Annotated in this window: 20 protein-coding genes and 1 pseudogene; 10 read left to right on the top strand and 11 right to left on the bottom strand. The window is 71.7% G+C overall.

Translation table 11 applies throughout. From position 1 onward, the window contains the following. The first annotated feature begins 26 nt into the window (after window positions 1-26). Window positions 27-1,052, top strand: a complete 1,026-nt coding sequence (locus tag WFK95_RS09555) for an ABC transporter substrate-binding protein (RefSeq protein WP_224649631.1) — start codon at window positions 27-29, stop codon at window positions 1,050-1,052. Then, window positions 1,049-1,717 (top strand): DNA alkylation repair protein, encoded by a 669-nt coding sequence (locus WFK95_RS09550; protein WP_336670517.1) that lies wholly within the window; start codon window positions 1,049-1,051, stop codon window positions 1,715-1,717. The genes WFK95_RS09555 and WFK95_RS09550 overlap by 4 nt, the downstream gene beginning before the upstream one ends. Here WFK95_RS09550 and WFK95_RS09545 read toward each other — a convergent pair. Together WFK95_RS09545 and WFK95_RS09540 are read right to left on the bottom strand one after the other, a co-directional pair. Continuing rightward, on the bottom strand, window positions 1,704-2,915 hold the full coding sequence (locus WFK95_RS09545) for a Cmx/CmrA family chloramphenicol efflux MFS transporter (RefSeq protein WP_336670732.1): 1,212 nt from the start codon (window positions 2,913-2,915) through the stop codon (window positions 1,704-1,706). The genes WFK95_RS09550 and WFK95_RS09545 overlap by 14 nt on opposite strands. Continuing rightward, window positions 2,915-3,670: an SDR family oxidoreductase gene (locus tag WFK95_RS09540; RefSeq protein WP_224649627.1), complete on the bottom strand. Its 756-nt coding sequence runs from the start codon at window positions 3,668-3,670 to the stop codon at window positions 2,915-2,917. The genes WFK95_RS09545 and WFK95_RS09540 overlap by 1 nt, the downstream gene beginning before the upstream one ends. Before the next feature lie 79 nt (window positions 3,671-3,749). Between WFK95_RS09540 and WFK95_RS09535 the strand changes: the two genes are divergently transcribed. Then, the gene (locus WFK95_RS09535) at window positions 3,750-4,349 is read left to right on the top strand and encodes a TetR/AcrR family transcriptional regulator (RefSeq protein WP_336670516.1); all 600 of its coding nucleotides are present in this window, start codon (window positions 3,750-3,752) and stop codon (window positions 4,347-4,349) included. Here WFK95_RS09535 and WFK95_RS09530 read toward each other — a convergent pair. Continuing rightward, complete coding sequence (locus WFK95_RS09530; protein WP_336670515.1) at window positions 4,339-5,037, bottom strand: metal-dependent transcriptional regulator; 699 nt, start codon at window positions 5,035-5,037, stop codon at window positions 4,339-4,341. The two genes, WFK95_RS09535 and WFK95_RS09530, sit on opposite strands and share 11 nt — an antisense overlap. A 34-nt stretch (window positions 5,038-5,071) precedes the next feature. Between WFK95_RS09530 and WFK95_RS09525 the strand changes: the two genes are divergently transcribed. Then, complete coding sequence (locus WFK95_RS09525; RefSeq protein WP_224649622.1) at window positions 5,072-6,034, top strand: bifunctional riboflavin kinase/FAD synthetase; 963 nt, start codon at window positions 5,072-5,074, stop codon at window positions 6,032-6,034. A gap of 90 nt (window positions 6,035-6,124) precedes the next feature. Further along, a complete protein-coding gene (rpsO, locus tag WFK95_RS09520) occupies window positions 6,125-6,394 on the top strand; it encodes a 30S ribosomal protein S15 (protein WP_224649620.1) in 270 nt (89 codons plus the stop codon). Window positions 6,395-6,564: 170 nt separating this feature from the next. On the opposite strand, the gene WFK95_RS09515 is transcribed toward rpsO, so the two are convergent. Beyond that, a complete protein-coding gene (locus WFK95_RS09515; RefSeq protein WP_336670514.1) occupies window positions 6,565-7,314 on the bottom strand; it encodes an SDR family NAD(P)-dependent oxidoreductase in 750 nt (249 codons plus the stop codon). Window positions 7,315-7,458: 144 nt separating this feature from the next. Here WFK95_RS09515 and WFK95_RS09510 point away from each other — a divergent pair, with 144 nt between their 5' ends. Then, window positions 7,459-8,877 carry a serine hydrolase domain-containing protein gene (locus tag WFK95_RS09510; protein WP_336670513.1) on the top strand — a complete coding sequence of 473 codons (1,419 nt, stop codon included), beginning with the start codon at window positions 7,459-7,461 and terminating at the stop codon, window positions 8,875-8,877. Window positions 8,878-9,019: 142 nt separating this feature from the next. On the opposite strand, the pseudogene WFK95_RS09505 reads toward WFK95_RS09510, so the two are convergent. Next, window positions 9,020-9,388: pseudogene (locus WFK95_RS09505) on the bottom strand (nitroreductase family deazaflavin-dependent oxidoreductase); the annotation flags it as partial. A gap of 55 nt (window positions 9,389-9,443) precedes the next feature. After that, window positions 9,444-12,818: a bifunctional lysylphosphatidylglycerol synthetase/lysine--tRNA ligase LysX gene (gene lysX, locus WFK95_RS09500; RefSeq protein ID WP_336670512.1), complete on the bottom strand. Its 3,375-nt coding sequence runs from the start codon at window positions 12,816-12,818 to the stop codon at window positions 9,444-9,446. A 322-nt stretch (window positions 12,819-13,140) separates the two neighbouring features. On the opposite strand from lysX, the gene WFK95_RS09495 reads away from it, so the two are divergent. Beyond that, on the top strand, window positions 13,141-15,381 hold the full coding sequence (locus WFK95_RS09495) for a polyribonucleotide nucleotidyltransferase (RefSeq protein ID WP_224649608.1): 2,241 nt from the start codon (window positions 13,141-13,143) through the stop codon (window positions 15,379-15,381). Between the two features lie 3 nt (window positions 15,382-15,384). Continuing rightward, the gene (locus WFK95_RS09490) at window positions 15,385-16,716 is read left to right on the top strand and encodes a M16 family metallopeptidase (protein ID WP_336670731.1); all 1,332 of its coding nucleotides are present in this window, start codon (window positions 15,385-15,387) and stop codon (window positions 16,714-16,716) included. Window positions 16,717-16,841: 125 nt separating this feature from the next. On the opposite strand, the gene WFK95_RS09485 is transcribed toward WFK95_RS09490, so the two are convergent. Then, the gene (locus tag WFK95_RS09485) at window positions 16,842-17,435 is read right to left on the bottom strand and encodes a TetR/AcrR family transcriptional regulator (protein ID WP_336670730.1); all 594 of its coding nucleotides are present in this window, start codon (window positions 17,433-17,435) and stop codon (window positions 16,842-16,844) included. A 59-nt stretch (window positions 17,436-17,494) separates the two neighbouring features. On the opposite strand from WFK95_RS09485, the gene WFK95_RS09480 reads away from it, so the two are divergent. Continuing rightward, window positions 17,495-18,340, top strand: a complete 846-nt coding sequence (locus WFK95_RS09480) for an alpha/beta fold hydrolase (RefSeq protein ID WP_336670729.1) — start codon at window positions 17,495-17,497, stop codon at window positions 18,338-18,340. Between the two features lie 13 nt (window positions 18,341-18,353). Here the strand turns inward: WFK95_RS09480 and WFK95_RS09475 are convergent, their stop codons facing one another. The 3 genes from WFK95_RS09475 to WFK95_RS09465 form a co-directional block, all read right to left on the bottom strand. Further along, window positions 18,354-19,358, bottom strand: a complete 1,005-nt coding sequence (locus WFK95_RS09475) for a glycerophosphodiester phosphodiesterase (protein WP_336670511.1) — start codon at window positions 19,356-19,358, stop codon at window positions 18,354-18,356. Window positions 19,359-19,429: 71 nt separating this feature from the next. Further along, a complete protein-coding gene (locus tag WFK95_RS09470) occupies window positions 19,430-19,720 on the bottom strand; it encodes a hypothetical protein (RefSeq protein WP_336670510.1) in 291 nt (96 codons plus the stop codon). Window positions 19,721-19,894: 174 nt separating this feature from the next. Further along, window positions 19,895-21,403 (bottom strand): amino acid permease, encoded by a 1,509-nt coding sequence (locus tag WFK95_RS09465; RefSeq protein WP_224650614.1) that lies wholly within the window; start codon window positions 21,401-21,403, stop codon window positions 19,895-19,897. Between the two features lie 142 nt (window positions 21,404-21,545). Here WFK95_RS09465 and WFK95_RS09460 point away from each other — a divergent pair, with 142 nt between their 5' ends. Then, window positions 21,546-23,426 (top strand): putative nucleotidyltransferase substrate binding domain-containing protein, encoded by a 1,881-nt coding sequence (locus tag WFK95_RS09460; protein ID WP_224650612.1) that lies wholly within the window; start codon window positions 21,546-21,548, stop codon window positions 23,424-23,426. Between the two features lie 23 nt (window positions 23,427-23,449). Here the strand turns inward: WFK95_RS09460 and ald are convergent, their stop codons facing one another. Beyond that, window positions 23,450-24,565: an alanine dehydrogenase gene (gene ald / locus WFK95_RS09455; protein WP_336670509.1), complete on the bottom strand. Its 1,116-nt coding sequence runs from the start codon at window positions 24,563-24,565 to the stop codon at window positions 23,450-23,452. Window positions 24,566-24,648: the final 83 nt, after the last annotated feature.

The following is a 24,648-nucleotide window of genomic DNA, read 5'->3' as shown; positions in this document are numbered from 1 at the left end:
GGTTAGCCAAACCTTAGGAGAATCGCATGCCCGTCGCCGCGCCGCTCGCCCGCCCCGCCACCCGCCGCGATCTGCTCCGCGGCGCGGGACTCCTCGGGGCGGCGACCCTGGCCGTGGCCTGCGGCGCGGGGGAGCCGGACCCGGCCGCGCCCGGGAAGCGGACCGTCGAACACCTGCGGGGGAGCACCGTCGTGCCGGACGATCCGCGCCGGATCGTCACCGTCGGCTTCAGCGACCAGGACCCCGTCCTCGCGCTCGGCGGGTCCCTCGCCGGCGTCACGGACTGGTACGGGGACTACGAGTTCGCGACGTGGCCGTGGGCGCAGGAGGCGCTCGGCGCGCAGCGCCCCGCCGTGCTGAACAAGGGGAAGTTCACCGGCACCCCGGACTACAGGTACGAGGAGATCGCCGCGCTCCGCCCCGACCTCATCCTCGGCCTGTACACGGAGATGAACGCCGAACAGTACGAACGGCTCTCGCGCATCGCGCCGACCGTCGGCCCGCCTGTGGGGTACAAGGAGTTCACCGCTCCGTGGGACGTCGCGACGCGCCTCGCGGGCGACGCTCTCGGTCGGCGCGACGGCGCCGACCGTGCCGTCGACGCCGTGAACGCGAAGGTCGCGCAGGTGCGCGGCGCGCATCCCGAGTTCGCCGGGCGGACGGCCGTGGTCGTCGAGCGCTTTCAGCCGGGATCCACCTTCGTGCGTTCCCCCGGTGACCCGCGGTCACGGCTGCTCACGGAGCTCGGTTTCACCGTCCCGGACGTCGCGGGCAGCGGATCCGGCGGCAACGACGGCACGAACCTGCCCGATGAGCGCATGGCCGAGCTGAACCAGGACGTGCTGGTGTGGAACATCGGCAGCACCCCCGCGATCCGGAACGAGATCGAGGGACTGCCGATCTACGGCACGGTGCCCGCGGTCCGCTCCGGCCGCTCCGTGTTCATCGACGACCCCGTGGTGTCGGGTGCGTGGACGTGGGGCACGGTGCTCAGTATTCCCACCGTCGTCGACACCCTCGCGAGTAGCATCGCGCGCGTGATGACGAGGTGAAGCTGGTCGACGGGATCCGGACGGAGCTGCGCGCCGCCGCGGACCCCGCGCGGGCGCCGAAGATGCAGGCGTACATGAAGTCCGCGATGCCCTTCCTCGGCGTGCCCTCGCCACAGGTGCGCACGATCACCGCCGCCGTGCGACGTCGGCACCCGCCCGCCGACCTCGACGAGTTGCGCGCCGTCGTCCTCGCGCTGTGGGACGACGCGGAGTACCGCGAGGAGCGCTACGCCGCGCAGAATCTCCTGCGTTACCGCCTCGGCACGGGCGACCCCGCGCTGCTCCAGCTGCACGAGCACATAGCCGTCACCGGGGCCTGGTGGGACCACGTCGACGAGACCGCCCGGCACATCGCCGCCCTGCACGACGCACACCCCGAGGACACGGCGGCGGTGGTCCGCGCGTGGAGCCGCGGCGACGACCTGTGGCTGCGGCGGCTCGCCATCATCTCCCAGCTCGGCCGGAAGGACAGACTCGACACCGCGCTGCTCACCGATGTGATCGAACCCGCCCTGCCCGAGTCGGAGTTCTTCCTGCGCAAGGCGATCGGCTGGGCGCTGCGCGAGCACGCCAAGACCGACCCGGACTGGGTCCGCGCCTACGTGGCCGCTCACGAGGCCGAGCTCAGCGGCCTCTCCCGCCGCGAGGCGCTCAAGAACCTGTGAGACACACGGCCGCTCGCTCCGCGGGCCGCCGGGGCCGCCGTGCGGCGGCGCCGTCCAGCGCCGCGAGCGCGGCGGCGACGACGGCGAGGACCGCGCCCGCGAGGGGCAGAGCGCGGTACGACGCCCCCAGGTCGAGCAGGGTTCCGCCCAGCCACGGCCCCACCGCGATCCCGACGTTGAAGGCCGCCACGGTGAACGCCGGGGCGAGCGTCGGCGCACCCGGGGCGAGGGCGAAGACCCGCGAGTTCAGGGCCGGGTTCGTCACGAATCCCGCCGCCCCGAGGAGCGCCGCCGCGCCCGCGGCGGCGGCCGGATGGGGCAGGGCCACCGCGAGCGCCACGGAGGACACCGCCAGCGCCGCCGTGCCGCCCACCAGGACCGAGCCGGGTCGACGGTCCGCCAGCCGCCCGCCGGCGGCGATCCCGGCCACGGCGCCCACGCCGTAGAGCGCGAGCACGACCGGCACCGTGCCCGGGCCGGCGTGCGAGCTCTCCACGAGCATCGCGCCGAGGTAGCCGAAGCTGATCAGCAGCGCGGCGATGGAGAACGCGGTGATGGCGTACGACGTCCACAGCCGGCCGGTCCGCAGCGCGCGCACCTCCTCCCGGGGGCGCGCCGGCTCCTCCCGGGGGCGCGCCGGTCCGCTCGCCGTGATCCCCGCCGGGACCGTGGTCGCGATCGCCACCCCCGCCACGACGGTCGCGATCGCGACCGCGAGGAAGGTCGCGCGCCAGCCGAGGTGTTGGCCGAGCACGGTCCCGGCCGGGAGGCCGATCACCGTCGCGAGCGTGAGCCCGCCGGCGACGACGCTCATCGCGCGCCCCCGACGGTCCGCGGGTACGAGGGCGATCGCCGTCGTCGCGGCGACGGCCCAGAAGCCGGCGTAGACGAAGGCACCGGCGAACCGGGTCGCGAGGAGGACCGCGAAGGAGTCGGTGGTCGCGGCGACCAGATGGGTGGCGGCGAAGATCCCGGTGAACACCAGCAGCGCCCGCCGTTTCGGCCAGCGCAGCGTGGCGAGAGCGAGGATCGGGGCGCCGATCATCATGCCCAGCGCGAAGACCGAGATGAGCAGGCCCGCCCGGGGGATCGAGATCTGCAGGTCCGCGGCGACGTCGGGCAGGATGCCGGCGAGCATCAGCTCCGACGTCCCCTGCGCGAAGATGCCGAACCCGAGGACGACGACGGCCGGTGGCATCACAGCAGCGACCCGCCGCTCGCGTCGATCCACTGCCCGGTGACCCAACCGGCCGCGTCGGAGACCAGGAAGCCGACGATCCCCGCCACGTCGGCAGGCTGTCCGACCCGTCCGAGCGGCGAGTCCGCCGCCATGGCCGCGCGCCCCTCCGGCGTCGCGAGCCGGGCAGCGTTCATGTCGGTCGCCGTCCCGCCCGGTCCGACCGCGTTCACGGTGATGGCCCGGGGTGCCAGCTCCTTGGCCAGGGCGTGGGTCAGCGCGTCCACCGCCGCCTTGGACATCGCGTAGGGGAGCAGCGCGGGGTTGTACGAGCCGTGGGTGAAGCGCGTGGAGATGTTCACCACCCGGCCGCCGTCCGTCAGCCGCGGGAGCGCGTGCTGGAGGACGAAGAACGGCGCGCGGGTGTTGATCGCCATGACCCGGTCGAAGACGTCCGGCTCGACATCGGCGAACGGGATTCGCCCGCCCAGGATTCCGGCGTTGTTGATCACGATGTCGGCGCGCGGGGCCTCCCGGTCGTACTGCTCCCACAGCTGCGCCGGCGCTTCCTCGTCGGCGAGGTCGACGCGGATCGGGAACGCCCGGCCGCCGCGCTCCTCAATCGCATGCACGACGCCCTCCGCCGCCTCGCGGTCGGCGCCGTAGTGGACCGCCACCGTCGCTCCGCGGTCCGCGAGGTCGTCCGCGATCGCGCGCCCGATCCCGCGACTCGCTCCCGTGACCAGGGCGTACCTGCCTGCCAGATCGTCGCTCACGTGTTCCGCTCCTTTTCGTAGTGAATGCTACGAAAAGGAATCTAGCAGCAATGCGTAGCGATCGCTATAGAATGGGGTCATGGCGACGACGACCCGAGGCAGGCCGCGCTCCTTCGACCGGGGCGCCGCGCTCGGCGCCGCCGCTCTGCTGTTCTGGGAGAAGGGCTTCGAAGCCACCTCGATCCGCGATCTGACGGAGCGGCTCGGTGTGGAGGCGCCGAGCCTCTACCGCGCTTTCGGCGACAAGCGGCGCCTCTTCGAGGAGGCGGTCGCCGAATACGACCGAACCTACGGGGGTTTCATCGACCTCGCGTTCGCGGAGGAGTCCACCGCACAGGCGGTGGTTCTCCGCCTCCTCGCCGAGGGGCCCCGGAGGTACACGCGCGCCGGCCTGCCCCGCGGCTGCCTCGTCGTCAGCGGCGACGCCGGGACGGCGGACGCCGAGGTCACGGGCTACATGATCGCGATGCGGTCCGCCAACGTCGCGCGGCTGGCCGAGCGCATCGCCCGCGACATCGACAGCGGTGCGCTGCCCGCCACCGTCGACGCGCTCGCGCTCGCGCGGTTCGTCTTCGCGACCCTGAACGGGCTCGCCGCGGCGGCCCGCGAGGGGGTGCCGCTGGAGGAGCTGGAGGCGGTGGCCGCGATCGCCGCGGGCGCCTGGCCCGTCAGCTCCTGACCCAGATGGCCTGCGCCGCCACGTCGCCCAGGTCCAGCGGCGCACCGTCGTCGACGGTGACGGCGATGGTCCCGAGGAACTTGCGCAGCTCCACGACCTCGATTCGCGCGTCGGGCGCGATCCCGACCTCCTGGAAGTAGCGCAGCATCTCGGGGTCGGAGTCGGAGATCCGGGCGACGGTGCCGGACTGGCCCGCCGCGAGCTCGGACAGCAGGCAGGCGTCGGGGGTGGGGACGGTGCCGTCGGGCTGGGGGATCGGGTCGCCGTGCGGGTCGCGGTCGGGGTAGCCGAGCCGCTCGTCGAGGCGTGCGAGGAAGCGCTCGGAGACGGCGTGTTCGAGGACCTCGGCCTCGTCGTGCACCTCGTCCCAGCCGTAGCCCAGCTCCGAGACCAGGAAGGTCTCGAGGAGCCGATGCCGACGCACCATCGCCGTGGCCGCTGCGCGCCCGTCGTCGGTGAGCGTGACCGCCCCGTACTTCTCGTGGTCGACCAGGCCCTGGTCGGCGAGCTTGCGAATGGCCTCGGAGGCGGTGGATGCGGAGACGCCGAGCGCATCGGCGAGCGACTTCGTCGTGACCTTCACATCGGACCACTCCTGGGCGGTCCAGATCTGCTTGAGGTAGTCCTGCGTGACCGCGGACAGCTCGCCGACGGGGCGCGGCGAATCGGGCAGGGGAGGCTTGGGCACGCACCCACCATAGGCCGTCCGATAGGGTGAGTGCGTGCTTCGCTGGCGAGGGCTCGATGACGTTCCCGCGGACTGGGGACGGTGTGTCGTAACGATCGGCGTGTTCGACGGTGTTCACCGTGGACACGCCCAACTGATCGCACGAGCGACCGCGGAGGCCCACGAACGTGGCCTCCCCGCGGTCCTCATGACGTTCGATCCGCATCCCGCGGAGGTGGTGCGGCCCGGATCGCATCCGCCGCAACTGACGACGCTGACCAGGCGGGCCGAGCTCGCCGAGGAGCTCGGCATCGACGTCTTCTGCGTGATGCCCTTCACCGCCACCGTCATGGCGCAACCGGCCGAGGACTTCGTGCACTCCGTGTTGGTCGAGCGGCTGCACGCCGCCGCGGTCGTGGTGGGGGACAACTTCACCTTCGGCTACCGGGCCCTCGGCAACGTCGAGATGCTGGCCCGCCTGGGGCACAAGTTCGGCTTCTCCGTGGACGCGGTGCCGCTGCTGACCGAGCACTCGGTGACCTACTCCTCGACGTACATCCGCTCCTGCGTGGACGCGGGCGACGTCAAGGCCGCCGCCGAGGCACTGGGGCGCCCGCACCGGGTGGAGGGCGTCGTCGTGCGCGGCGACGGCCGCGGCCGCGAGCTGGGCTTCCCGACGGCGAACGTCGCCCCGCCCATGTTCGCCGCGATCCCCGCCGACGGCGTGTACGCCGCGTGGTTCACCGTGCTCGGCGCGGGCCCCGTGGTGGGGCAGGTGACGCCCGGCGAGCGGTATCCGGCCGCGGTGTCAGTGGGCAGCAACCCGACCTTCTCGGGGCGTACGCGCACCGTCGAGGCCTTCGTGCTGGACACGTCCGCCGATCTCTACGGCCAGCACGTCGCCGTCGACTTCGTGGACCGGGTGCGCGGCATGGAGCGGTTCGACTCCATCGATGCGCTGCTCATCGCGATGGGCGGGGACGTCGATAAGACCCGCGCGATTCTGGGAATCCCCTGACTCCTGGTAACGTGGTCGATCGTGCCTGCTGCGGTTCGCGGTGGCGGCACGGATCCATGACGACGCGATACTGAAACAAGGAGTTCCTCCATGTCGCTCACCACTGAGCAGAAGAAGTCGATCCTGGCCGAGTACGGCCTCCACGAGACCGACACCGGTTCCCCCGAGGCGCAGGTCGCGATGCTGACCAAGCGCATCACCGACCTGACCGAGCACCTCAAGCAGCACAAGCACGATCACCACAGCCGCCGCGGCCTGCTGCTGCTGGTCGGCCGTCGTCGCCGTCTGCTGAAGTACGTCGCCTCGGTCGACATCAACCGCTACCGCGCGCTCATCGAGCGCCTCGGCCTGCGTCGCTAAGAGCCTTCATCGAACGGCCCGTTCCCGGATCTCCGGGGGCGGGCCGTTCGGCGTTTCCGGGTCCGCCGATCCCGGGCGCCTCACGATGTCGAGGTTCCGGCGGGTACGCGTGTTCTCACGCACCTGTGTCCGTGCAGAACTCGACATCGTGAGCGAGCACGAGGCGCGCGTCAGCCGCGGCCCAGCAGGGTGCCGCCGTTGACCTGCAGGATCTGGCCGGTGGTCCAGCCCGCGTCGGGCGCGGCGAGGTAGGCCACCGCCGCGGCGACCTCCTCGGGGGTGCCGGGGCGGCCCGCCGGGATCTGCGCGACGCGGCTGTCGTGGAGCTCGGTCGTGAGTCGGTCGGCCCAGAACTCCGTCGCCGGCACGAACCCGGGCGCGACCACGTTGACGGTGACGCCCTCGGACGCCAATTCCAGGGCGAGCCCCGCCGACCAGGCGTGCAGCGCGCCCTTCGCCGCGCCGTACGCGCCGGGGCCGCGGAGCCCCGCGATCGAGCTGATCGAGACGATCCGGCCGCCGGGGCGGGCGAGGTGCGGCCGCAGCGCCTCGGTCGCGAGGACGGCCGTGATCACGTTGAGCCGGAACGTCGTGGCGTACGCCTCCGCCGTCCCTGCGAGGCCGCCCGGCGCGCCCTCGCGGGCCGGGTTGCCACCCACGTTGTTCACCAGCACGTCGACGGTGCCGCCCGCGCCGATCCGGTCGGCGAGAGCGTGGACGGCCGACGGATCGGCCACGTCCGCGACCTCGGCGGATACCCGCTGCGCACCGAGCGCGGCGTTGATCGTGGCCGCGGTCTCCGCGAGCACGTCCGCACGCCTGCCCACGATCACCACGTCGTTCCCGTCGGAGGCCAGACGGTGCGCGATCGCCCGCCCGATCCCCGTTCCGCCGCCGGTCACCACTGCACGCCTCGTCATAGTTTGAATGTCTCACGATTTCGTCGAGCCCGCAGCGGCGAGCTCGACGGCCGCCGGCGCGACCCGCGATCTCACCTCTACGGGTGAGGCGGCCCCGGGCACAGCGTCGATAGTGTCCACCCCGACCCGGCGAAAGGGGGACGAATGCGAACTCGTGCGGCCGTGACCGGCCTGATCGTCGCACTGATCTGGGGAATCGCAGGGGGACCGGCGGGCGCGGGCACCGGCGACGTCGCGAGCGTCGCGGACCTCCTGAAGGAGGCCGGCGTTCCAGGCTATGCGGTGCGGCTCGTCGGCCCGGGCGGCGTCGAGGACGAGCAGATCGGGGGAACAGACGGAGCCGGGCGGTCCATCTCCGCCGCGACGCCGTTCGTGTGGGGCTCCGTATCGAAGTCCCTGGCCGCTCGCTCCGCGCTCGCCCTAGCCGGACGTGGCCTCCTCGACCTGGACGCCCCCGTCGCTGCGGCGGTCGCCGCTGCAGCGCCTTGGGTCGGCGGCGACGTGACCGTCAGCGACCTGATCCGGCACACCAGCGGACTCCCGCACGACGTCGCCCTTACTGATCTCGCCCGCCCCGAGCCGGCGATGGAGGCGGTGCGCGCCACGGAGCCGCCCGCGCGCGGGCCGAGGGGCTCGTTCCGATACTCGAGCCTCAACTACCTCCTGCTCCAGGCTGTCATCGAGGCAGTGACGGCATCGCCGTACGGTGCCACGGTGGGAAGCGAGGTCGGTGTGCCCTCGGGTGCCCGCATCGTGTCAGGCGCGGAGTCCTTCGTCGCCGAGGTCCCGCCCGGCCACGTCCCCTTCCTGACTCGACCGAAGCGCACTGATCCCGCCTTCGACGGTGCCGGCCTCGGCTACGGTTACCTCGCGGGGTCGCTCGACGCTCTCTCCCGGTTCGCGCAGTGGCTGGCATCCGATGCGAGCTGGCAGAGCTTTCCGACGGTGCCCACCGGCCATGCCGCCGAGTACGGACCGGGCCTCTACCGTGAGACGATCGCGGGCCGCACGGTGTGGTGGCACTCCGGCGCAGTACCGGGTTACTTCACCCACATCGCCGTGTTCCCCGAGTCGGGCCGCACTCTGGTCCTCCTCGCGAACCGCTACGGGGAGCTCGACTCCGAGCAGCTGGCGGAGATAGCGCGGTACGCCATGCGCGGGGTCGTCGGCGATGCGGGAGATCCGCCGCGCGCGACGCCGTGGCCGCCCCTCGTCCTCGTCTGTGCCGCTGCCGGTGCCGGCCTCGGGGGGCTCGCGGTCGGATGGACGGCGGTGCGCCTCGTGCGGCGGCGATCGGCCCCAGCGGGCCGTCCTCGGAGGATGACGGCGGCGGCCGCCGGCATCTGTGGGCTCGTCGGCGCTGCTGCGTGGTACGGGCCCGCGGTACTGGGCTACCCCCGGCCGGTGCTCGCTCGCTGGGCGCCGGACATCGCTGTGCTGCTCTCGGCGCTCGCTGTCGAAGCCACCGCGCTCGCGGTGTTCATGGTGACGGCGAATTGGCGGCACGTCGCGTCTACAGCAAGAGCCGCGGGGAGTGGTCGCCGCATCACGGGCGGGCTGTGAATCCACGGCTGAGATCCACACGAAGCCAGATTCTGTCTCGTGTGGATCTGAGCCGTGGATTCACAGGGCAACGGGTCGGACGGCGGCTGATCCGGTTCCGGCTTACCAACACTCTTCGTCGAGAAGGCGCCGAGGCGGGCCACGCGTAGGTCAGGAGGACGGCCTCGTCGAAGGGCAGGCGGGCGAACGTGCGGCTCCGCACCAGCTTCGCGGCGTCGTCCCGGGAGACGACCCGCGGATCGGTGACGGCGCGTGTTCGTCCGCCGCGCACCACCCGGCCTCCGCCAGCGGCGCGCAGGTTCTTGAGCCAGTCGCGATCGGGGCCGTAGGTCAGCAGGATCGCCACCCCGTCCTCGGTCGCGAACGCGGTGACCGGCGTCCGGTACGGCGTGCCCGACGTGCGGCCGGTGTGCTCGATGATGGCGAAGCTCGGGGCCCAGCCGGCCCACAGCCGCTGGACGGGGTTCGTGACGCGGCGATTGAACCTGGCGAGGGACTGCGGCAGCTGCATGCGTCCATCGAACTCCCACGCGCGGCCCGCGACAAGGGCCCGTCCGGCCGAACGCTCAGCGGTCCTGCGGCTTGACGAACGGGAAGGCCAGGGTGGCGCGGATGTTCACGCCCGCCAGCAGCATGACGATGCGGTCCACGCCGATGCCCAGGCCGCCGGTGGGCGGCATCGCGTAGGAGAGGGCGTCGAGGAAGGACTCGTCGAGCTCCATCGCCTCCGGATCACCGGCGGCCGCGGCCATCGACTGTTTGGTGAGCCGCTCGCGCTGATCGATCGGGTCCGTGAGCTCCGTGTATGCGGTGCCGAGCTCGGCGCCGAAGCCCACCAGATCCCACTGCTCCGTGAGCCGCGGATCGTCGCGGTGCCTGCGCGCCAGCGGAGAGACCTCGACCGGGAAGTCGCAGTAGAACGTCGGGAACTCGGTCTGCTTCTCGACCAGCGCCTCGTACAGCTCCATCACCAGTTTGCCTGCGGTCGCGCCGCGCGGCACCGCCACGTGGTGCCGCGCGCACACCGCGGACACCTCCTCGAGCGTCGACGCCGACGTCAGGTCGACGCCCGCCGCCGCCGAGACCGCGGAATGCACCGTGACGACGGGCCATTCCGCCGTGAGGTCCACCTCGCGCGTGCCCCCGGCACCGTCGGGCCGCACGGCGACCGGTCGCCCGTTGACCGCCACGGCAGCGGCCAGGATCACCTCGCGCGTGAGCGTCCGCATCGTCGTGTAGTCGCCATACGCCTCGTAGGCCTCGAGCGCGGTGAACTCCGGGTTGTGCGTGGCGTCGGCGCCCTCGTTGCGGAAGTTCCGGTTCAGCTCGAAGATCCGGCCCATGCCGCCCACGGCCAGGCGCTTGAGGTAGAGCTCCGGCGCGATCCGCAGGTAGAGCCCCATGTCGTAGGCGTTGATGTGCGTGGTGAAGGGGCGGGCCGCGGCGCCGCCGTGCACCGACTGCAGCATCGGCGTCTCGACCTCGGTGAAATCGCGGCCCATGAACACGGCGCGCATCGCGGCGACCGCGCGCGAGCGCCGGTACAGCAGGTCGACGGCGCCGTCGTCGGTGATGAGCTCCAGCGGGCGGTTCCGCGCCCGGGTCTCGTCGCCGAGCCGTGCGCGCGTCTTCGGGACGGGGGAGAGGCACTTGCCGGCCATGGCCCACGACCCGAGCAGGACGGACGGCTCGCCGGTACGGGAGCGGACGACTTCGCCGGTCACCGACACCAGGTCGCCCATGTCGATCGCCGTGCGCCACAGCGCCCGAGCGTCGTCCGGGGTTCGGGTGCGCTCGGCGATCACCTGCAGATGGGCGCCGTCCTCGTGCAGGTCGACGAAGGTGACGCCGCCGTAGTCGCGTACCGCCCGCACCCGCCCGGTCACCGAGACGACGGTGCCGGAGGCACCGTCGGGCGCGAGGCCGGACGCCTGCTCCCGGACCGCCGCGAGCGAGGTGGTGCGGGGCACCGACGGGGGATAGCCGGGCATCCCGGCGTCCTCCAGGGCGCGGAGCTTGCGCCGGCGCACCCGTTGCTGCTCGGAGAGCCGGACGGGCGGAGCCTCCCGACGAAGGAGGCGCTCCTCCTCGGCGAGCAGCCGGTCGACGAACTCGGTGTCGCGCGGGAACTCGTCCGGGATCGACGGTCCCGCGAGGAACTTCGGGCCGATCTGCGGCAGGAAGCCCTCGGCGGTGCCGACGGCGATACCGGCGCGGACCGCGCTGAGCGAGGGGTCGTAGCAGAGGACCCGCGGCACCCAGTCCGGGCGGTACTTGTCGTTGGAGCGGTACAGGGATTCGAGCTGGTAGAACTTCGACGCGAAGCTCAGCACGGAGTCGACCATCCGGGTGACGGGCCCCGCTCCGACGCGGTCCGCCTCGGAGAAGACGGACCGGAAGACCGCGAAGTTCAGGGAGATCCGCCGGATCCCGATCTCGCCGCAGTGCTCGATGAGCTTGGCGACCATGAACTCGTTGAGGCCGTTCTCGGCGTCGCGGTCGCGCCGCATCAGGTCCAGGGAGAGGCCGCGCGTGCCCCACGGCACGAAGCTGAGCAGGCCCCGCACCACCCCGTCGGCGCTGTGGGCGGAGACGAGCACGCAGCGGCCGTCGACGGGGTCGCCGATCCGGTTGAGGGCCATCGAGAATCCGCGCTCGGTCTCCTCGCCGCGCCACTGCTCGGCCAGCGCGGCCACTTCGGCCAGCTCCGCGGCGGACAGGTCGCCGTGCCGACGGACCTTGAGGGTGTAGCCCGCGCCGGCGACGCGGGTCACGGCCTGGCGGACCGCGCGCATGTCGCGGCCCTTGAGGGTGAACGCGTCGACGTGGATGATCGCCTCGTCGCCGATGGTCAGGGTGCGCAGCCCGGCGTCCTCGTAGACGGTGGCGCCGTCGGCGCTCGCCGCCAGCACGGCGGGGTAGAGGCTGTGCGAGCGGCAGTCCTCGATCCACGCCGCGACCGCGGCGGGCCACGAGTCGCGGTGGCCGATCGGATCGGCGCTCGCCATCGACACGGGCCCGACGGCGCGGCAGGTCACCACGGCCCGCCGGTCGGGGGAGGCGATCACCGCCTTGTCGCGCCGGGTGGCGAAGTAGCCCAGGGAGTCGTCCTCGCCGTACTCGAGCAGGAGCCGCCGCACCTCGAGTTCCTCGGGCTCGGTCATCAGCTCGTCGCCGCGCCCGGCCCGCCAGAAGGCCATGAGGGCGAGGATCAGCACCGACGCGGACAGGACGCCGGCCAGCGAGTAGAGCCACATCGGACCGGAGTGCCCGTTGAGCGCGACGTCGATCCGTCGCGGAACCGCCACGCCGAACGTGGACCGGAGCGACCACACGAGGATCTCGACGGTGCCGTTGAGGCGATTCGACCCTCGGCCCGGGAAGGTGAACGCGAGCGCGACGACCACGAGGTAGACGCCGACGAAGCCGCCGACCAGGACGCCGAACGCGGCGCGGCGCGAACCCCGTGCGAGCTTCGCGGGGTACTGCGGGCGGGCGGCGATGACCAGCGCGAGGCAGACGGCGCTGATGGCCGCGGTGAGCGCGGCGCCCGGCAGGGAGAAGCGCACGGACACGTACGCCTCGATGAAGGGCGGGAGGTGCCGCGTCTCGTCGGGGTCGAGCTGGTCGGTCGCGACGATCACCAGCGTCGCGATGTTCACCAGCACCTGCAGCGACATCATGATGACGGCGACGGTGTGCGCGGCGCGCAGGCGCCGGCGGAGCGCGCCCAGGAGCACGGTGAGCGCCGCGACGAGCAGCAGGCTCGGGTGCGAGGGGATGCCGACGATGCCGAGGAGGTCCGCCACCAGGGGCAGGATCCGGTCGCTGCGGATGACCACGCTGAGCAGGGAGACGATGCCCGCGGCCGTGATCATGTGCGCCAGCCACGTCGCCGTCGCCTCCTGCACGCGTTCCCGGCTGCTCTGCGACACGGACATCCTCCTCGGGGGGTGTGCACGGCGTGTGCGACTCACGTGGAAAAGACTCCCGATGATAGCCTTGGTGCAGGTCCGTCCGACGTCGGTGCCGGTAGAACCGGTCCCCGACTTCTGCGGTGCGCCGTCACGGTGTCACTCCCCGCGGGGTGGTCCTCGGTAGTGGTTGCCGGAAACCTCGTCGTCTCGACGAGCGGGTCCGGCGGCTTCGATCGATGACCGCGCCCTCGGCGCCCCGCCGCCATGTCGAACGACTCCGGCCGCGCGCAGCATGCGCGCCGCCAGGTGGGGACGGTCCGCGCGAAGAAAGGTTTCTTCACTCTTCATGACAGACAACACTCAGGTCGAGTACGACGACGACATCACCGAAGCGGTCGCCGTCATCGACAACGGTTCCTTCGGCACGCGCACCATCCGGTTCGAGACCGGCCGGTTCGCCCAGCAGGCCGCGGGCTCCGTGGCCGCGTACCTCGACGACGAGACGATGCTGCTCTCGGCCACGTCGCACAGCAAGCAGCCGAAGGAGCACTTCGACTTCTTCCCGCTGACGATCGACGTCGAGGAGCGCATGTACGCCGCGGGTCGCATCCCCGGCTCGTTCTTCCGTCGCGAGGGTCGCCCGTCGACCGACGCGATCCTGGCCTGCCGCCTGATCGACCGGCCGCTGCGCCCGTCCTTCGTCGCCGGCCTCCGCAACGAGATCCAGGTCGTCGTGACCGTCATGTCGCTCGATCCCAAGGATCTGTACGACGTGGTCGCGATCAACGCCGCCTCGGCGTCGACCCAGATCGCGGGCCTGCCCTTCTCCGGCCCCGTCGGCGGCGTGCGCGTCGCGCTCATCGACGGCCAGTGGGTCGCCTTCCCGACCGTCGAGCAGCTCGAGGGCGCCGTCTTCGACATGGTCGTCGCGGGCCGCATCGTCTCGGGCTCCGGTAAGGATGCCGACGTCGCGATCATGATGGTCGAGGCCGAGGCCACCGAGAACGTCATCGACCTCATCGCGGGCGGCGCCACCGCGCCCACCGAGACCGTCGTGGCCGAGGGCCTCGAGGCCGCCAAGCCCTTCATCGCCGTGCTCTGCGAGGCGCAGAAGCAGCTGGCCGCCGGGGCGTCGAAGCCCACCGGCGAGTTCCCGCTGTTCCCGCCGTACCAGGACGACGTCTTCGCCGCCGTCGAGGCCGCGGGCGCCGCGAAGCTCAACGACGCGCTGTCGATCGCCGGCAAGCAGGAGCGCGACAACGCCACCGACGTCGTCAAGGCCGAGGTGCTCGAGGCCGTGGGCCCGCAGTTCGAGGGCCGCGAGGGCGAGATCGGCGCGGCGTTCCGCTCGCTGACCAAGAAGCTGGTGCGCCAGCGCATCCTCACCGACCACTTCCGCATCGACGGTCGTGGCATCACCGACATCCGTTCGCTGAGCGCCGAGATCGCCGTGATCCCGCGCGCCCACGGCAGCGCCCTGTTCGAGCGCGGCGAGACCCAGATCCTGGGCGTCACCACGCTGGACATGGTGAAGATGGCGCAGCAGATCGACTCGCTCGGACCCGAGAAGTCGAAGCGCTACATGCACCACTACAACTTCCCGCCGTACTCGACCGGTGAGACCGGCCGTGTCGGCTCGCCGAAGCGCCGCGAAATCGGCCACGGCGCGCTCGCCGAGCGTGCCCTCGTGCCGGTGCTGCCCTCGGTGGAGGAGTTCCCCTACGCCATCCGCCAGGTCTCGGAGGCCCTCAGCTCCAACGGCTCCACGTCGATGGGCTCGGTCTGCGCCTCGACGATGTCGCTGCTCAACGCCGGCGTGCCGCTCAAGGCGCCCGTCGCGGGCATCGCCATGGGCCTGGTGTCCGACGAGGTCGACGGTCAGGCCCGCTACGTGGCCCTGACCGACATCCTCGGTGCCGAGGACGCCTTCGGCGACATGGACTTCAAGGTCGCCGGTACGTCCGACTTCGTCACCGCCCTGCAGCTGGACACCAAGCTGGACGGCATCCCGTCGCAGGTCCTGGCCGGCGCGCTGGCCCAGGCGAAGGACGCCCGCACCACGATCCTCGAGGTCATGGCCGAGGCGATCGACGCGCCCGACGAGATGAGCGTGTACGCCCCGCGGATCACCACGATCAAGGTGCCGATCGACAAGATCGGCGAGGTCATCGGACCCAAGGGCAAGACGATCAACTCCATCACCGAGGAGACCGGCGCCAACATCTCGATCGAGGATGACGGCACCGTGTTCGTCGGTGCGGCCGACGGCCCGTCGGCCCAGGCGGCGATCGACCGGATCAACGCCATCGCCAACCCGCAGCTGCCGAAGGTGGGCGAGCGCTTCCTGGGCACCGTGGTCAAGACCACGGCGTTCGGCGCCTTCGTCTCGCTGGTCCCCGGCCGCGACGGCCTGGTGCACATCAGCAAGCTGGGCAGCGGCAAGCGCGTGAACAAGGTCGAGGACGTGGTCAACGTCGGCAGCAAGCTGCAGGTCGAGATCGCCGACATCGACGAGCGCGGCAAGATCAGCCTGATCCCCGTCGTGGAGGAGAAGGCCGCCGAGGCCGCTCCTGCGGGCGAGGAGTAGGAACTGAGCAGCCTGACATCACGGGCTGCGCGGACGGGGGCATCCGGATCGGGTGCCCCCGTTCGTCGTAGCGTCCTGCCCGGCGGCCTGCGGGTGGTCACGGAGACGGTGCCCGGTTCCCGGTCCGCCGCCGTGGGCCTGTGGGTCGCGGTCGGGTCGCGCGACGAGCACCCGTCCTCGGCCGGGTCCGCGCATTTCCTGGAGCACCTGCTGTTCAAGGCGACGCCGCATCGCGACGCGGCCTCCCTCGCCGCCGAGGTGGACGCCGTCGGCGGCGAGATCAACGCCTTCACCAGCAAGGAGCACACCTGCTACTACGCGCACGTGCTCGACGTCGACCTCGAGCTCGCGGTCGACGTGGTGACGGACGTGGTCCTCGGCGGCCTGTGCCGCCCCGCGGACGTGGACGTGGAGCGCGAGGTCGTGCTCGAGGAACTCGCCATGCGCGACGACGATCCGGAGGACCTGGTCAACGAGGCCGCCACCGCGGCCCTGCTGGGTGACCACCCGCTGGCGCGGCCCGTGCTGGGGACCGAGGAATCGGTGTCCGCGATGACCGCCGCTCGCTTGCGGGGCTTCCATCGCCGTCGCTATACGCCGGAGAAGATGGTCCTGTCCGTCGCTGGCAATGTCACGCACGCGCAGGTGGTCAAGCTGGCGCGCAAGGCCTTCGCGGGCCGGCTCGACGGTGCCGCCGATTCCGCGCCGATCCGCACGGGCGCCCGGCGCCGACCGGGTGCGCCGACGCTCGAGGTGGTGAACCGGGACGGGGAGCAGTCGCACCTCGTCGCGGGCACCCGCGCGTACGGCCGGTTCCACCCGGACCGATGGGCGCTGTCCGTGCTCAACACCGCGATCGGCGGGGGCCTGAGTTCGCGCCTGTTCCAGGAGATCCGGGAGCAGCGCGGCCTCGCGTACACGGTCTATTCGGCCGTCGACACCTACGCCGACACGGGGCTGTTCTCGGTGTACGCCGGGTGCTCCCCGGACCGTCTGGGTGAGGTGACGACGGTCGCGCGGAAGGTCCTCGAGGACGTCCGCGACGACGGCCTCACCGACGAGGAACTGGCTCGCGCCAAGGGCTCGCTCCGCGGCGGGCTGGTGCTGGGCCTGGAGGACGCGCAGTCCCGCATGCACCGCATCGGCCGCAGCGAGATCAACTACCAGAACCAGCGCACCATCACCCGCACGCTCGCGACGATCGACAAGGTCTCGGCGGCGGACGTGAACCGCGTCGCGCGGGATCTGCTCTCGCAGCCCTTCGGCGGCGCGGTCCTCGGCCCGCACCGCGGCCGACGGGGCGTGCCCGCGCCGGTCCGGAACTGGCTGGGCTGACCCCGGGCGCAAAGGGGGTGCGGGAACCCATCCGCACCCGACATGCGCGAGCGCACCCGGTACGCCGGGTGCGCTCGGGCGCACAGGGGGCGCGACGGCATCCGCACTTCGATTCGCGCGGCAGGCTAACCCGCTCCGGCGGCGACGATGCGTCGAACGTTTTCGCGCAGCGCGGATCCCGCCGCCAGCAGCGGGTCCGGGCTGCGCAGCGACCGGGCGAGGATGAACGCGCCCTCCAGCGAGCTCAGCACCGCCAGCGTCAACTCGCGCGCCGCCACGTCGTCGAGCCCGCGCGCCAAGAAGTACGCGGTACCGCCACTGATCCAGTCCGCGAAGACCTCCGCTGCCGCGGCGGCGACCTCGGGTTCAGAATCGGCGACCTCGCCCGCGACGGTGCCCACGGGGCACATCGTGATCCAGCCCGCCTCCGCGATGTGCTCGGCGGCCAGCGCGAACGCCCCCGGGATGGCGTCCTCGAGGTCGGGCGCACCGTCGAGCAGGGCGGGTAGGAGGGCCATGTACGCCGCGCCGGAGGAGCGCAGCGCAGCCGCGGCGACCTCGGGCTTTCCGCCCGGGAAGTGGTGGTACAGCGAGCCCATCGTGGCGCCGGCGGCCTCGGTCAGCTGCTTGACGGTGGTCGCGCCGTAACCCTGGCGGCGGAGGAGTTCGCCCATTGCGACGACGAGGCGCTCGCGGGTGGGCATTGACCGGTCGACCATCACGCTCTAGATTCTAGAGCATCCACTCTAGAGCGTTCGCTCCAATGGAGGTGATGGGAATGCCGGAGGTCTCCGTCCCCGCGGGCCGGGTCCACTACGAGGAGTTCGGCGACGGCCCGCCGGTCGTCCTGCTGCACGGCCTGCTCATGGACCACACGGTGTGGGACGCCGTGCTGCCGCTCCTTCCCGAGGGGCGCCGCTACCTGCTGCCCGACCTGCCGCTCGGCGCCCATCCGATCCCGCTGAATACCGACGCGGACCTGTCGAACGAGGGGATCGCACACCTCATCGCGGACTTCCTCGAGGCGCTCGACCTGCGCGGGGTCACCCTCGTGCACAGCGATTGGGGCGGCGGCCTGCTCCTGACGGCGCTCGGCCGCGACGAGCGGATCGGGCGCCTCGTGATCCTGCCGAGCACCGCCTTCGACAACTTCCCGCCCGGCCTCCCCGGCAAGGCGGCCACCGTCGCCGCCCGGCTCCCCGGCCTCACCCTCGGCCTGCGGGCCATGCGGATCGGCGCCGTGCGTCGCCTGCCGATCCTGTTCGGGCGCATGGCGCACGACATCCCGGACGCGACCATGCGGGCCTGGACCCGGCCCGCGATCGAGGACCCGTTGATCCGCCGCGACCTGCTCAAACACGCCCGCGCGCCGTTCGACCGCTCCGTCCTGACGCGGCAGACCGAGGCGCTGCACGGATTCACCGGGGACGCCCTCGTGCTCTGGATCGCCGACGGCACCGTCATGCCGCGCGAGCACGGCCGCCGGCTCGCCGACCTGCTGCCGCGCGGTCGGCTCGTCGAGCTGCCGGACGCCTACGTACTCGCGATGATGGACCGCCCGGACGCCGTCGCCGCCGAGCTCGCAGCCTTCCTCGGCGCGCCGACCCCGTCGCCGCGGGAGTGACCCTCGTCCGGGCCTACTTCGCGTACGCGCGGGGGAGCGGCTTGCCCACGGCAGCGAGCACGCCGCGCAGACGCGTGGGGTAGTCGGTGATGATGCCGTCGACACCGAGCGCGAGCTGCGCGCGCATGTCCTTCTCCTCGTTGACGGTCCACGGGATGACCGTCAGGCCGGCGGCGTGGGCGGCGGCCACGGTCTTCGCGTCGGACAGCTCGAAGTCGGGGGAGAGGACGTCGAAGCCCGCCGCCTTCACGGCCCGGACCACGTCGCCGCCGGACCGCTCGTAGTCGACGGGGCCGAGCCACGCCGAGCCCTTCTTCCAGGTCGTCGCGTCGTAGAGCGCGACGAGCGGCACGGACGGGGCCTGCGCCCGCACCAGCGGCAGGGAACGCCAGTCGAAGCTCTGGACCGCGATCCGGTCGAGCACGCCCGCCCGGCGCGCGGCACCGAGGATCTGCGCGACGAAGGCGGCGGGCTCCGCGGACTTCGATCGTTCCTCGGCCTCGATCTTGGTCTCGATGTTGAACCGCACGCGGTTGCCCTGGTACTGCGCCGCCAGGTCGAAGAGCTGCGGCAGCGTCGCGATGCGGTTGCCCTCGACCACCTTCGCGGTCGGGAACTTCGCGAGCTTCTTGGCGCACACCAGCGTCTGCACCTGGGCGTAGGTGAGGTCGTGGATGGTCTTGCCCACGTACGGGAACTGCCTGTCCCCGGGCGTCGCGGGCGCGGTGTCGGTGCACTTGTCGGCCTGCACCGTCGGGTCGTGCCAGATCAGCGGCACGTCGTCCTTGGTGAGCACGACGTCGAGCTCGAGCGTGGTCACCCCGAGTTCGAGCGAGCGCGCGAAGCCGTACAGCGACTCCTCGGTGTGCTCGCCCCGCCCGCCGCGGTGCGACTGCAGGTCGAAGGAGCCCGACGGGGCCGCCCACACGGGGGCGGCGACCGCCCCGCCGCCGAGGGCGACGGTGACGGCCGCCGCGAGCGCGGCGGCGCGGGACAGGATGCGGGAACGGGTGGTCATGGCGGCAACGTAATCGCACACGATGAATCGCGGGTGAACGGGCGCGTGCGCGCCGCCGCGCGGAGGCGCGGTCAGGCGAGCGACGGTGAAGCAGGAGCGGTCGGTGCGGCAGGAGCGCCGGGCGCCGTGTGCCCGGCGGGGGCGGGTGCCCCCGGAGCGCGGGGGACGGACCCGGGGGCCGGCGGTGCGGGCTTCCCGGGGACGCTGCCGGCCGCGGGGATCGGCGCGGGAGCGCCGGGAGCGGCCGGCGCGGGGAGCGGGCCCGGCGCGGCGTGGGCGGCTGCGGCGAGCGGGACGCCCAGCGCGGCTGCGGCGACGGCGGCGAGGAGGAGCCGGCGTCCGCCGGCGATGAGGATCGACATGGTTTCTCTCCCTGGTGACGGGCCGCCGCGCCCGGATGCGGGCGGCCGGTGCCGACGCTAGGAGCGCCGCGTCACCGTCGTATCCGCGTCCGGTCGCAGGCGCGTCCCGTCCCGGTCCCGAGAGACGACGGACGCCCGCCGGCGAACCGGCGGGCGTCCGTGTGAGCGGGGAGGTCAGTCCTTCTTGTCCTTGAGCGACCAGGTGGGTGCGAGGTCGCCGCCGGTGTGCTGGAGCACCTTGGGCTTCACGGCGATCCAGCCGATCGCCAGGATGGCGACGAAGGCGGGGATGCCCAGGATGACGACGATGAGGTTCGTCTTGTCCCAGAAGCCACCGTCGGACTTGTACCCCGAGTAGGCCATGCCGACCAGGACGAGGAACAGGAAGACGAGGCCGACGTAGCTCATGAACGGCGCGAGCGGGGCGCGGAACGGGCTCTTGGTGACGATGCCCGCGTCCGAGAGCTTCCGGTAGCGGATGTGGCACAGGAAGATCAGGCTCCACACGCCGACGACCGCGATGGCGGAGGCCTCGAGGGCGATGTCGAAGGCGTGGCCGGGAACGAGTGCGTTGAGCACGGCGCCGAGCACGTAGAAGATCGACGTCACGATGATGCCGGTCGCCGGGACGCCCGACTTGCTCATGTTCATGAACATCTTCGGTGCTTCGCGGCTGGCGGCGAGGCTGCGCAGCATGCGACCCGTGGTGTACAGGCCGGCGTTGAGCGAGCTCATGGCGGCGACGATGAGCACGCCGTTGATGAGGGTCGCCATCCAGCTGATGCCCATGCGCTCGAAGACCGTGACGAACGGGGACTCGAGATCGCCGGCGGCGGTCTTGTTGCCGTACTGGCTGGTCGGCAGGATGCAGACGAGGAGGAAGATCGAGCCGCAGTAGAAGACCGCGATACGCAGGATCACCGAGTTGACGGCCTTGGGCACCTCGCGCTGCGGGTTCTGCATCTCGCCCGCGGCGATGCCGACCATCTCGATGGCCGCGTAGGCGAAGACGACGCCCGACATCACGACGATCGGCGCGATCCAGCCGAAGGTGTCGCTGTGGGGCCAGAATCCGCCGGGGTTCGACCAGAGGTTGGAGATGCCCGCCTTGTGCGCCAGATCGCCGCTGCCCACCGTGACCTGGCCGATCACGATGACGAGGCCGACCACGAGGAAGATCACGATGGCGCCGACCTTGAGCACGGACGCCCAGAACTCGAACTCGCCGAAGGCGCGGGCCGAGAGCAGGTTGATGACCAGGACCACTGCCAGAGCGATGATCACGGAGACCCAGTTGGGCAGTTCCCACCACTTCCGGACGTAGACCGCGACGGCCGACAGCTCGGCGACGCCGGTGAGCGCCCAGAAGATCCAGTACAGCCATCCCGCGGCGTAGGCCGCGGCCTCGCCGAAGAACTCGCGGGCGTAGGAGACGAACGCGCCCGAGCTCTGGCGGTACAGCACCAGCTCCCCGAGGGCGCGCATGAGGAAGAAGGCGATCACGCCGACGAAGGCGTAACTGAAGAGGAGCGCCGGGCCCGTGCTGTTGAGGCGGCTGGCGGAGCCCAGGAACAGGCCCGTGCCGATGGCGCCGCCGATGGCGATCATCTGCACGTGTCGCCGACCGAGGGTCTGCTTGTAGCCCTCCTGCTCGGCGGCGAACTTATCGACGGAATGCGTCATGGATGAGTCTTTCTCCTCGACGTATCGGTGCGCATGGGGTTGTGCGCTGGATGGGAATGTAGACCTCGCAACGCTTCCGCGGACGCGTTACCGAGAGATGACTTGGGGATGTCGATCGCCGCCGACGTGTAAACATAGGTCCATGACCGACTTCTCGGACCTCGGGGAGCTGTTCGCCTTCCTCTCCGGACACGCGCCCTTCGACGGCCTGCCCGACGACGTTCGCGCACGTCTGGCGGCCGAATCGTCGATCAGCGAGTTCGCCGAGGGCGCGACGATCCTGGACGGTTTGTCCGCTTCGCCCGACCACGCCTTCGTCGTGCTCGCCGGCCGGGTCGGGGTGTGGAACTTCCCGGCGGTTTCGCCGACCGACGTGGGCGACGTCGACGAGGTGGTCGGCCCGGGCGGGGTGTTCGGCTACGTGGTCATCCTCGTGGGTGCGAAGGGTGGGCCCCGCGCCGTCGCCCTCTCGGACGTCACGCTGCTGCGCCTGCCGGCCTGGGCCGTCGGCGACATGTTCTCCACTCCCGCGGGCGCGGCGTTCCTGGCGACCGAGCTCGCCAAGCCGACCACGGCCGTCTCCGCGGACGAGATCCGCGAGCGCACGGCGGGCGAGATCGTGCGCCGGCCACCCGTCGTCTGCCCGCCCACCGTCACCGTCCAGGAGGCCGCCACGGCGATGACGGCCGCGAAGTCGGGCTACATCCTGGTCGAGAACGCCGCCCGCGAGCCGCTCGGCATCGTCACCGATCACGACCTGCGGGCGCGGGTGATCTCCGTGGGGCGGCCGGTGACCGACCCAGTGACGGCGGTGATGACGGCGCCGCTGGCAGCCGTCCCGGAGTCCGCGCTCTCGTCCGACGTGCTGATCGAGATGCTCGACCGCAAGCTCCACTACATGGCGGTGCTCGACGAGCACGCGGCCGTCCGGGGCGTCGTCCAGGACGTCGACTTCCTCACGGTGCCCACGACGTCCACGTTCGCACTGCAGCGCCGGATCGAACGCGCGGAGGCGGCGGAGCTGCCGGAGATCGGCGCGACGATCCGCGAGATCTTCCCCGTGCTGTGGGGCCAGCAGGCGCCGGTCCGGCACATCTCCGGTGTCGCCGCCGTGGCGATCGAGGCGATGGTGCGTCGCTGCATCGAGCTCGAGCTGTCGGTGCATCCCGGGTTGAAGGAGGGCGATTTCACGTGGCTCTCGCTCGGCAGCGTCTCGCGCCGCGAGGTGGTGCCCAGCTCGGACGTCGACAGCGCGATCATCCTCAAGGACCTGCCCGGCGCCACCGCGGAGGAGATCGAGGTCCGACGGTCCGCCGCCCTCGCCCTGGCCGCCGCGGTCCACACGCGGCTCGAGGAGTGCGGCATCCCGTCGGACACCAATGGCGCCGTCGCCGCCCAGCCCCGCTTCTGCCGCACCGAGTCCGAATGGCTTTACGCGGCCGGCGAATGGATCGACGCGCCGCTGTCGAACAACGCGATGATGATGGCCTCGCTGCTGGTGGACGGCCGCCCCGTGTGGGGCGACCTGACCCTGCAGCCCGTGGCCGGTGTCTATCAACATCTTTCGGAGCATCCCCGTGCCTTCATCCTGATGTTGCGCGAGGCCCTCACAGCGAAGGCGCGGCTGCGCTCGGTGCGCGACGTGATCTCGCTGCGAGGCGGCACCTTCGACATCAAGGCGCACGCCCTGGTGCCGGTGGTGAACATCGCCCGGTGGGCGGCGCTGAGCCGCGGATCCACCAAGCTGCAGACCCGCAACAGGCTCGCCGCGGGCGCGGATTCGCCCGTGCTGCCCGACGATTCCGCCGAGGTGCTGCGCGAGGCCTTCTCGATTCTCGAGCGCCTCCGCATGGAGCACCAGGTGCAGCAGATGGGCGCCGGCCGTGCGCCGGGGGACGTCCTGTCCATCCGCCGGATGTCGTCCCTGGACCGCGGGCTCCTCGAGCAGTGCGTGCGCGAGGTGGCCGCGGTGCAGCGCCGCATGGCCAACCTCGCGCAGTACCTCGACGCCGGCGAATGGTGAACCGGCGCGGGTGATGTCGTGGCTCAGGCCAGGACGGCCTCGGGCGCCTTCGACTCGATGCCCAGGGCCTCGCCGACGCCGGCGTTGAGGAGCACGCCGTCGTGCGTGGACAGGCCGGCGGCCAGGGCGGCGTCCTCGGAACAGGCGGCCTTCCAGCCCTTGTCCGCGATGCGCAGCACGTAGGGCAGGGTGGCGCCGGTGAGCGCGAACGTGGAGGTGCGCGGCACGGCGCCGGGCATGTTGGCGACGCAGTAGAAGACGGTCTCGCCGACGGTGAAGGTCGGGTCGTCGTGCGTGGTGGGGTGCGAGTCGGCGAAGCAGCCGCCCTGGTCGATCGCGATGTCGACGAGCACGGCGCCGGGGCGCATGCGGTGCACCAGGTCGGTGGAGACGAGCTTCGGAGCCGCGGCGCCCGGGATCAGCACGGCGCCGATCACCAGGTCCGACTCGACGACGGCCTCCTCGAGCGCGAGCGAGGTGGAGTAACTGGTGTGCACGCGGCCGCCGAACTGGGCGTTCACGGCGCGCATCTTGCGCACGTCCAGGTCGAAGACGGTGACGTCGGCGCCCATGCCCGCGGCGATCTGCGCGGCGTTGATGCCGGAGACGCCGCCGCCGAGCACCGTGACCTTCGCGGGCGCGGTGCCGGGGACGCCGCCCATGAGCACGCCGCGGCCGCCCTTGGAGCGCATCAGGTGGTAGCTGCCGACCTGCGGCGCGAGGCGGCCCGCCACCTCGGACATCGGGGCGAGCAGCGGGAGCGAGCCGTCGGGGAGCTGGACCGTCTCGTACGCGATCGACGTGGTCTTCGAGGACAGGAGCGCGTCGGTGCACGGCCGCGAGGCGGCCAGGTGCAGGTAGGTGAAGATCGTCTGGTCGGCGCGCATCCGGCCGTACTCGGCCTCGATGGGCTCCTTGACCTTGAGCAGCAGGTCGGCCTCGCCCCAGACGTCGTCCGCCGTCGGCACGATGCGGGCGCCCGCCGCGGTGAAGTCCTCGTTACTGATCGCCGATCCGACGCCCGCGCCGTCCTCGATCAGCACGTCGTGGCCGCGGCGGGTCAGCTCGGCGACGCCGCCGGGCGTGATCGCCACGCGGTACTCGTTGTTCTTGATCTCGGTGGGGATTCCGACGCGCATCGTGTGCTCCTGTCAGGCGATGGTGGCTTGTGTCACATAGTCTGAAGAAACATCGAGAACCGATCAAGGGCACGGAAGAAGAT

This window comes from Tsukamurella sp. USMM236, from assembly GCF_037148755.1.
GTDB lineage: Bacteria > Actinomycetota > Actinomycetes > Mycobacteriales > Mycobacteriaceae > Tsukamurella.
This window is presented reverse-complemented; position numbering and strand designations above follow the sequence as displayed.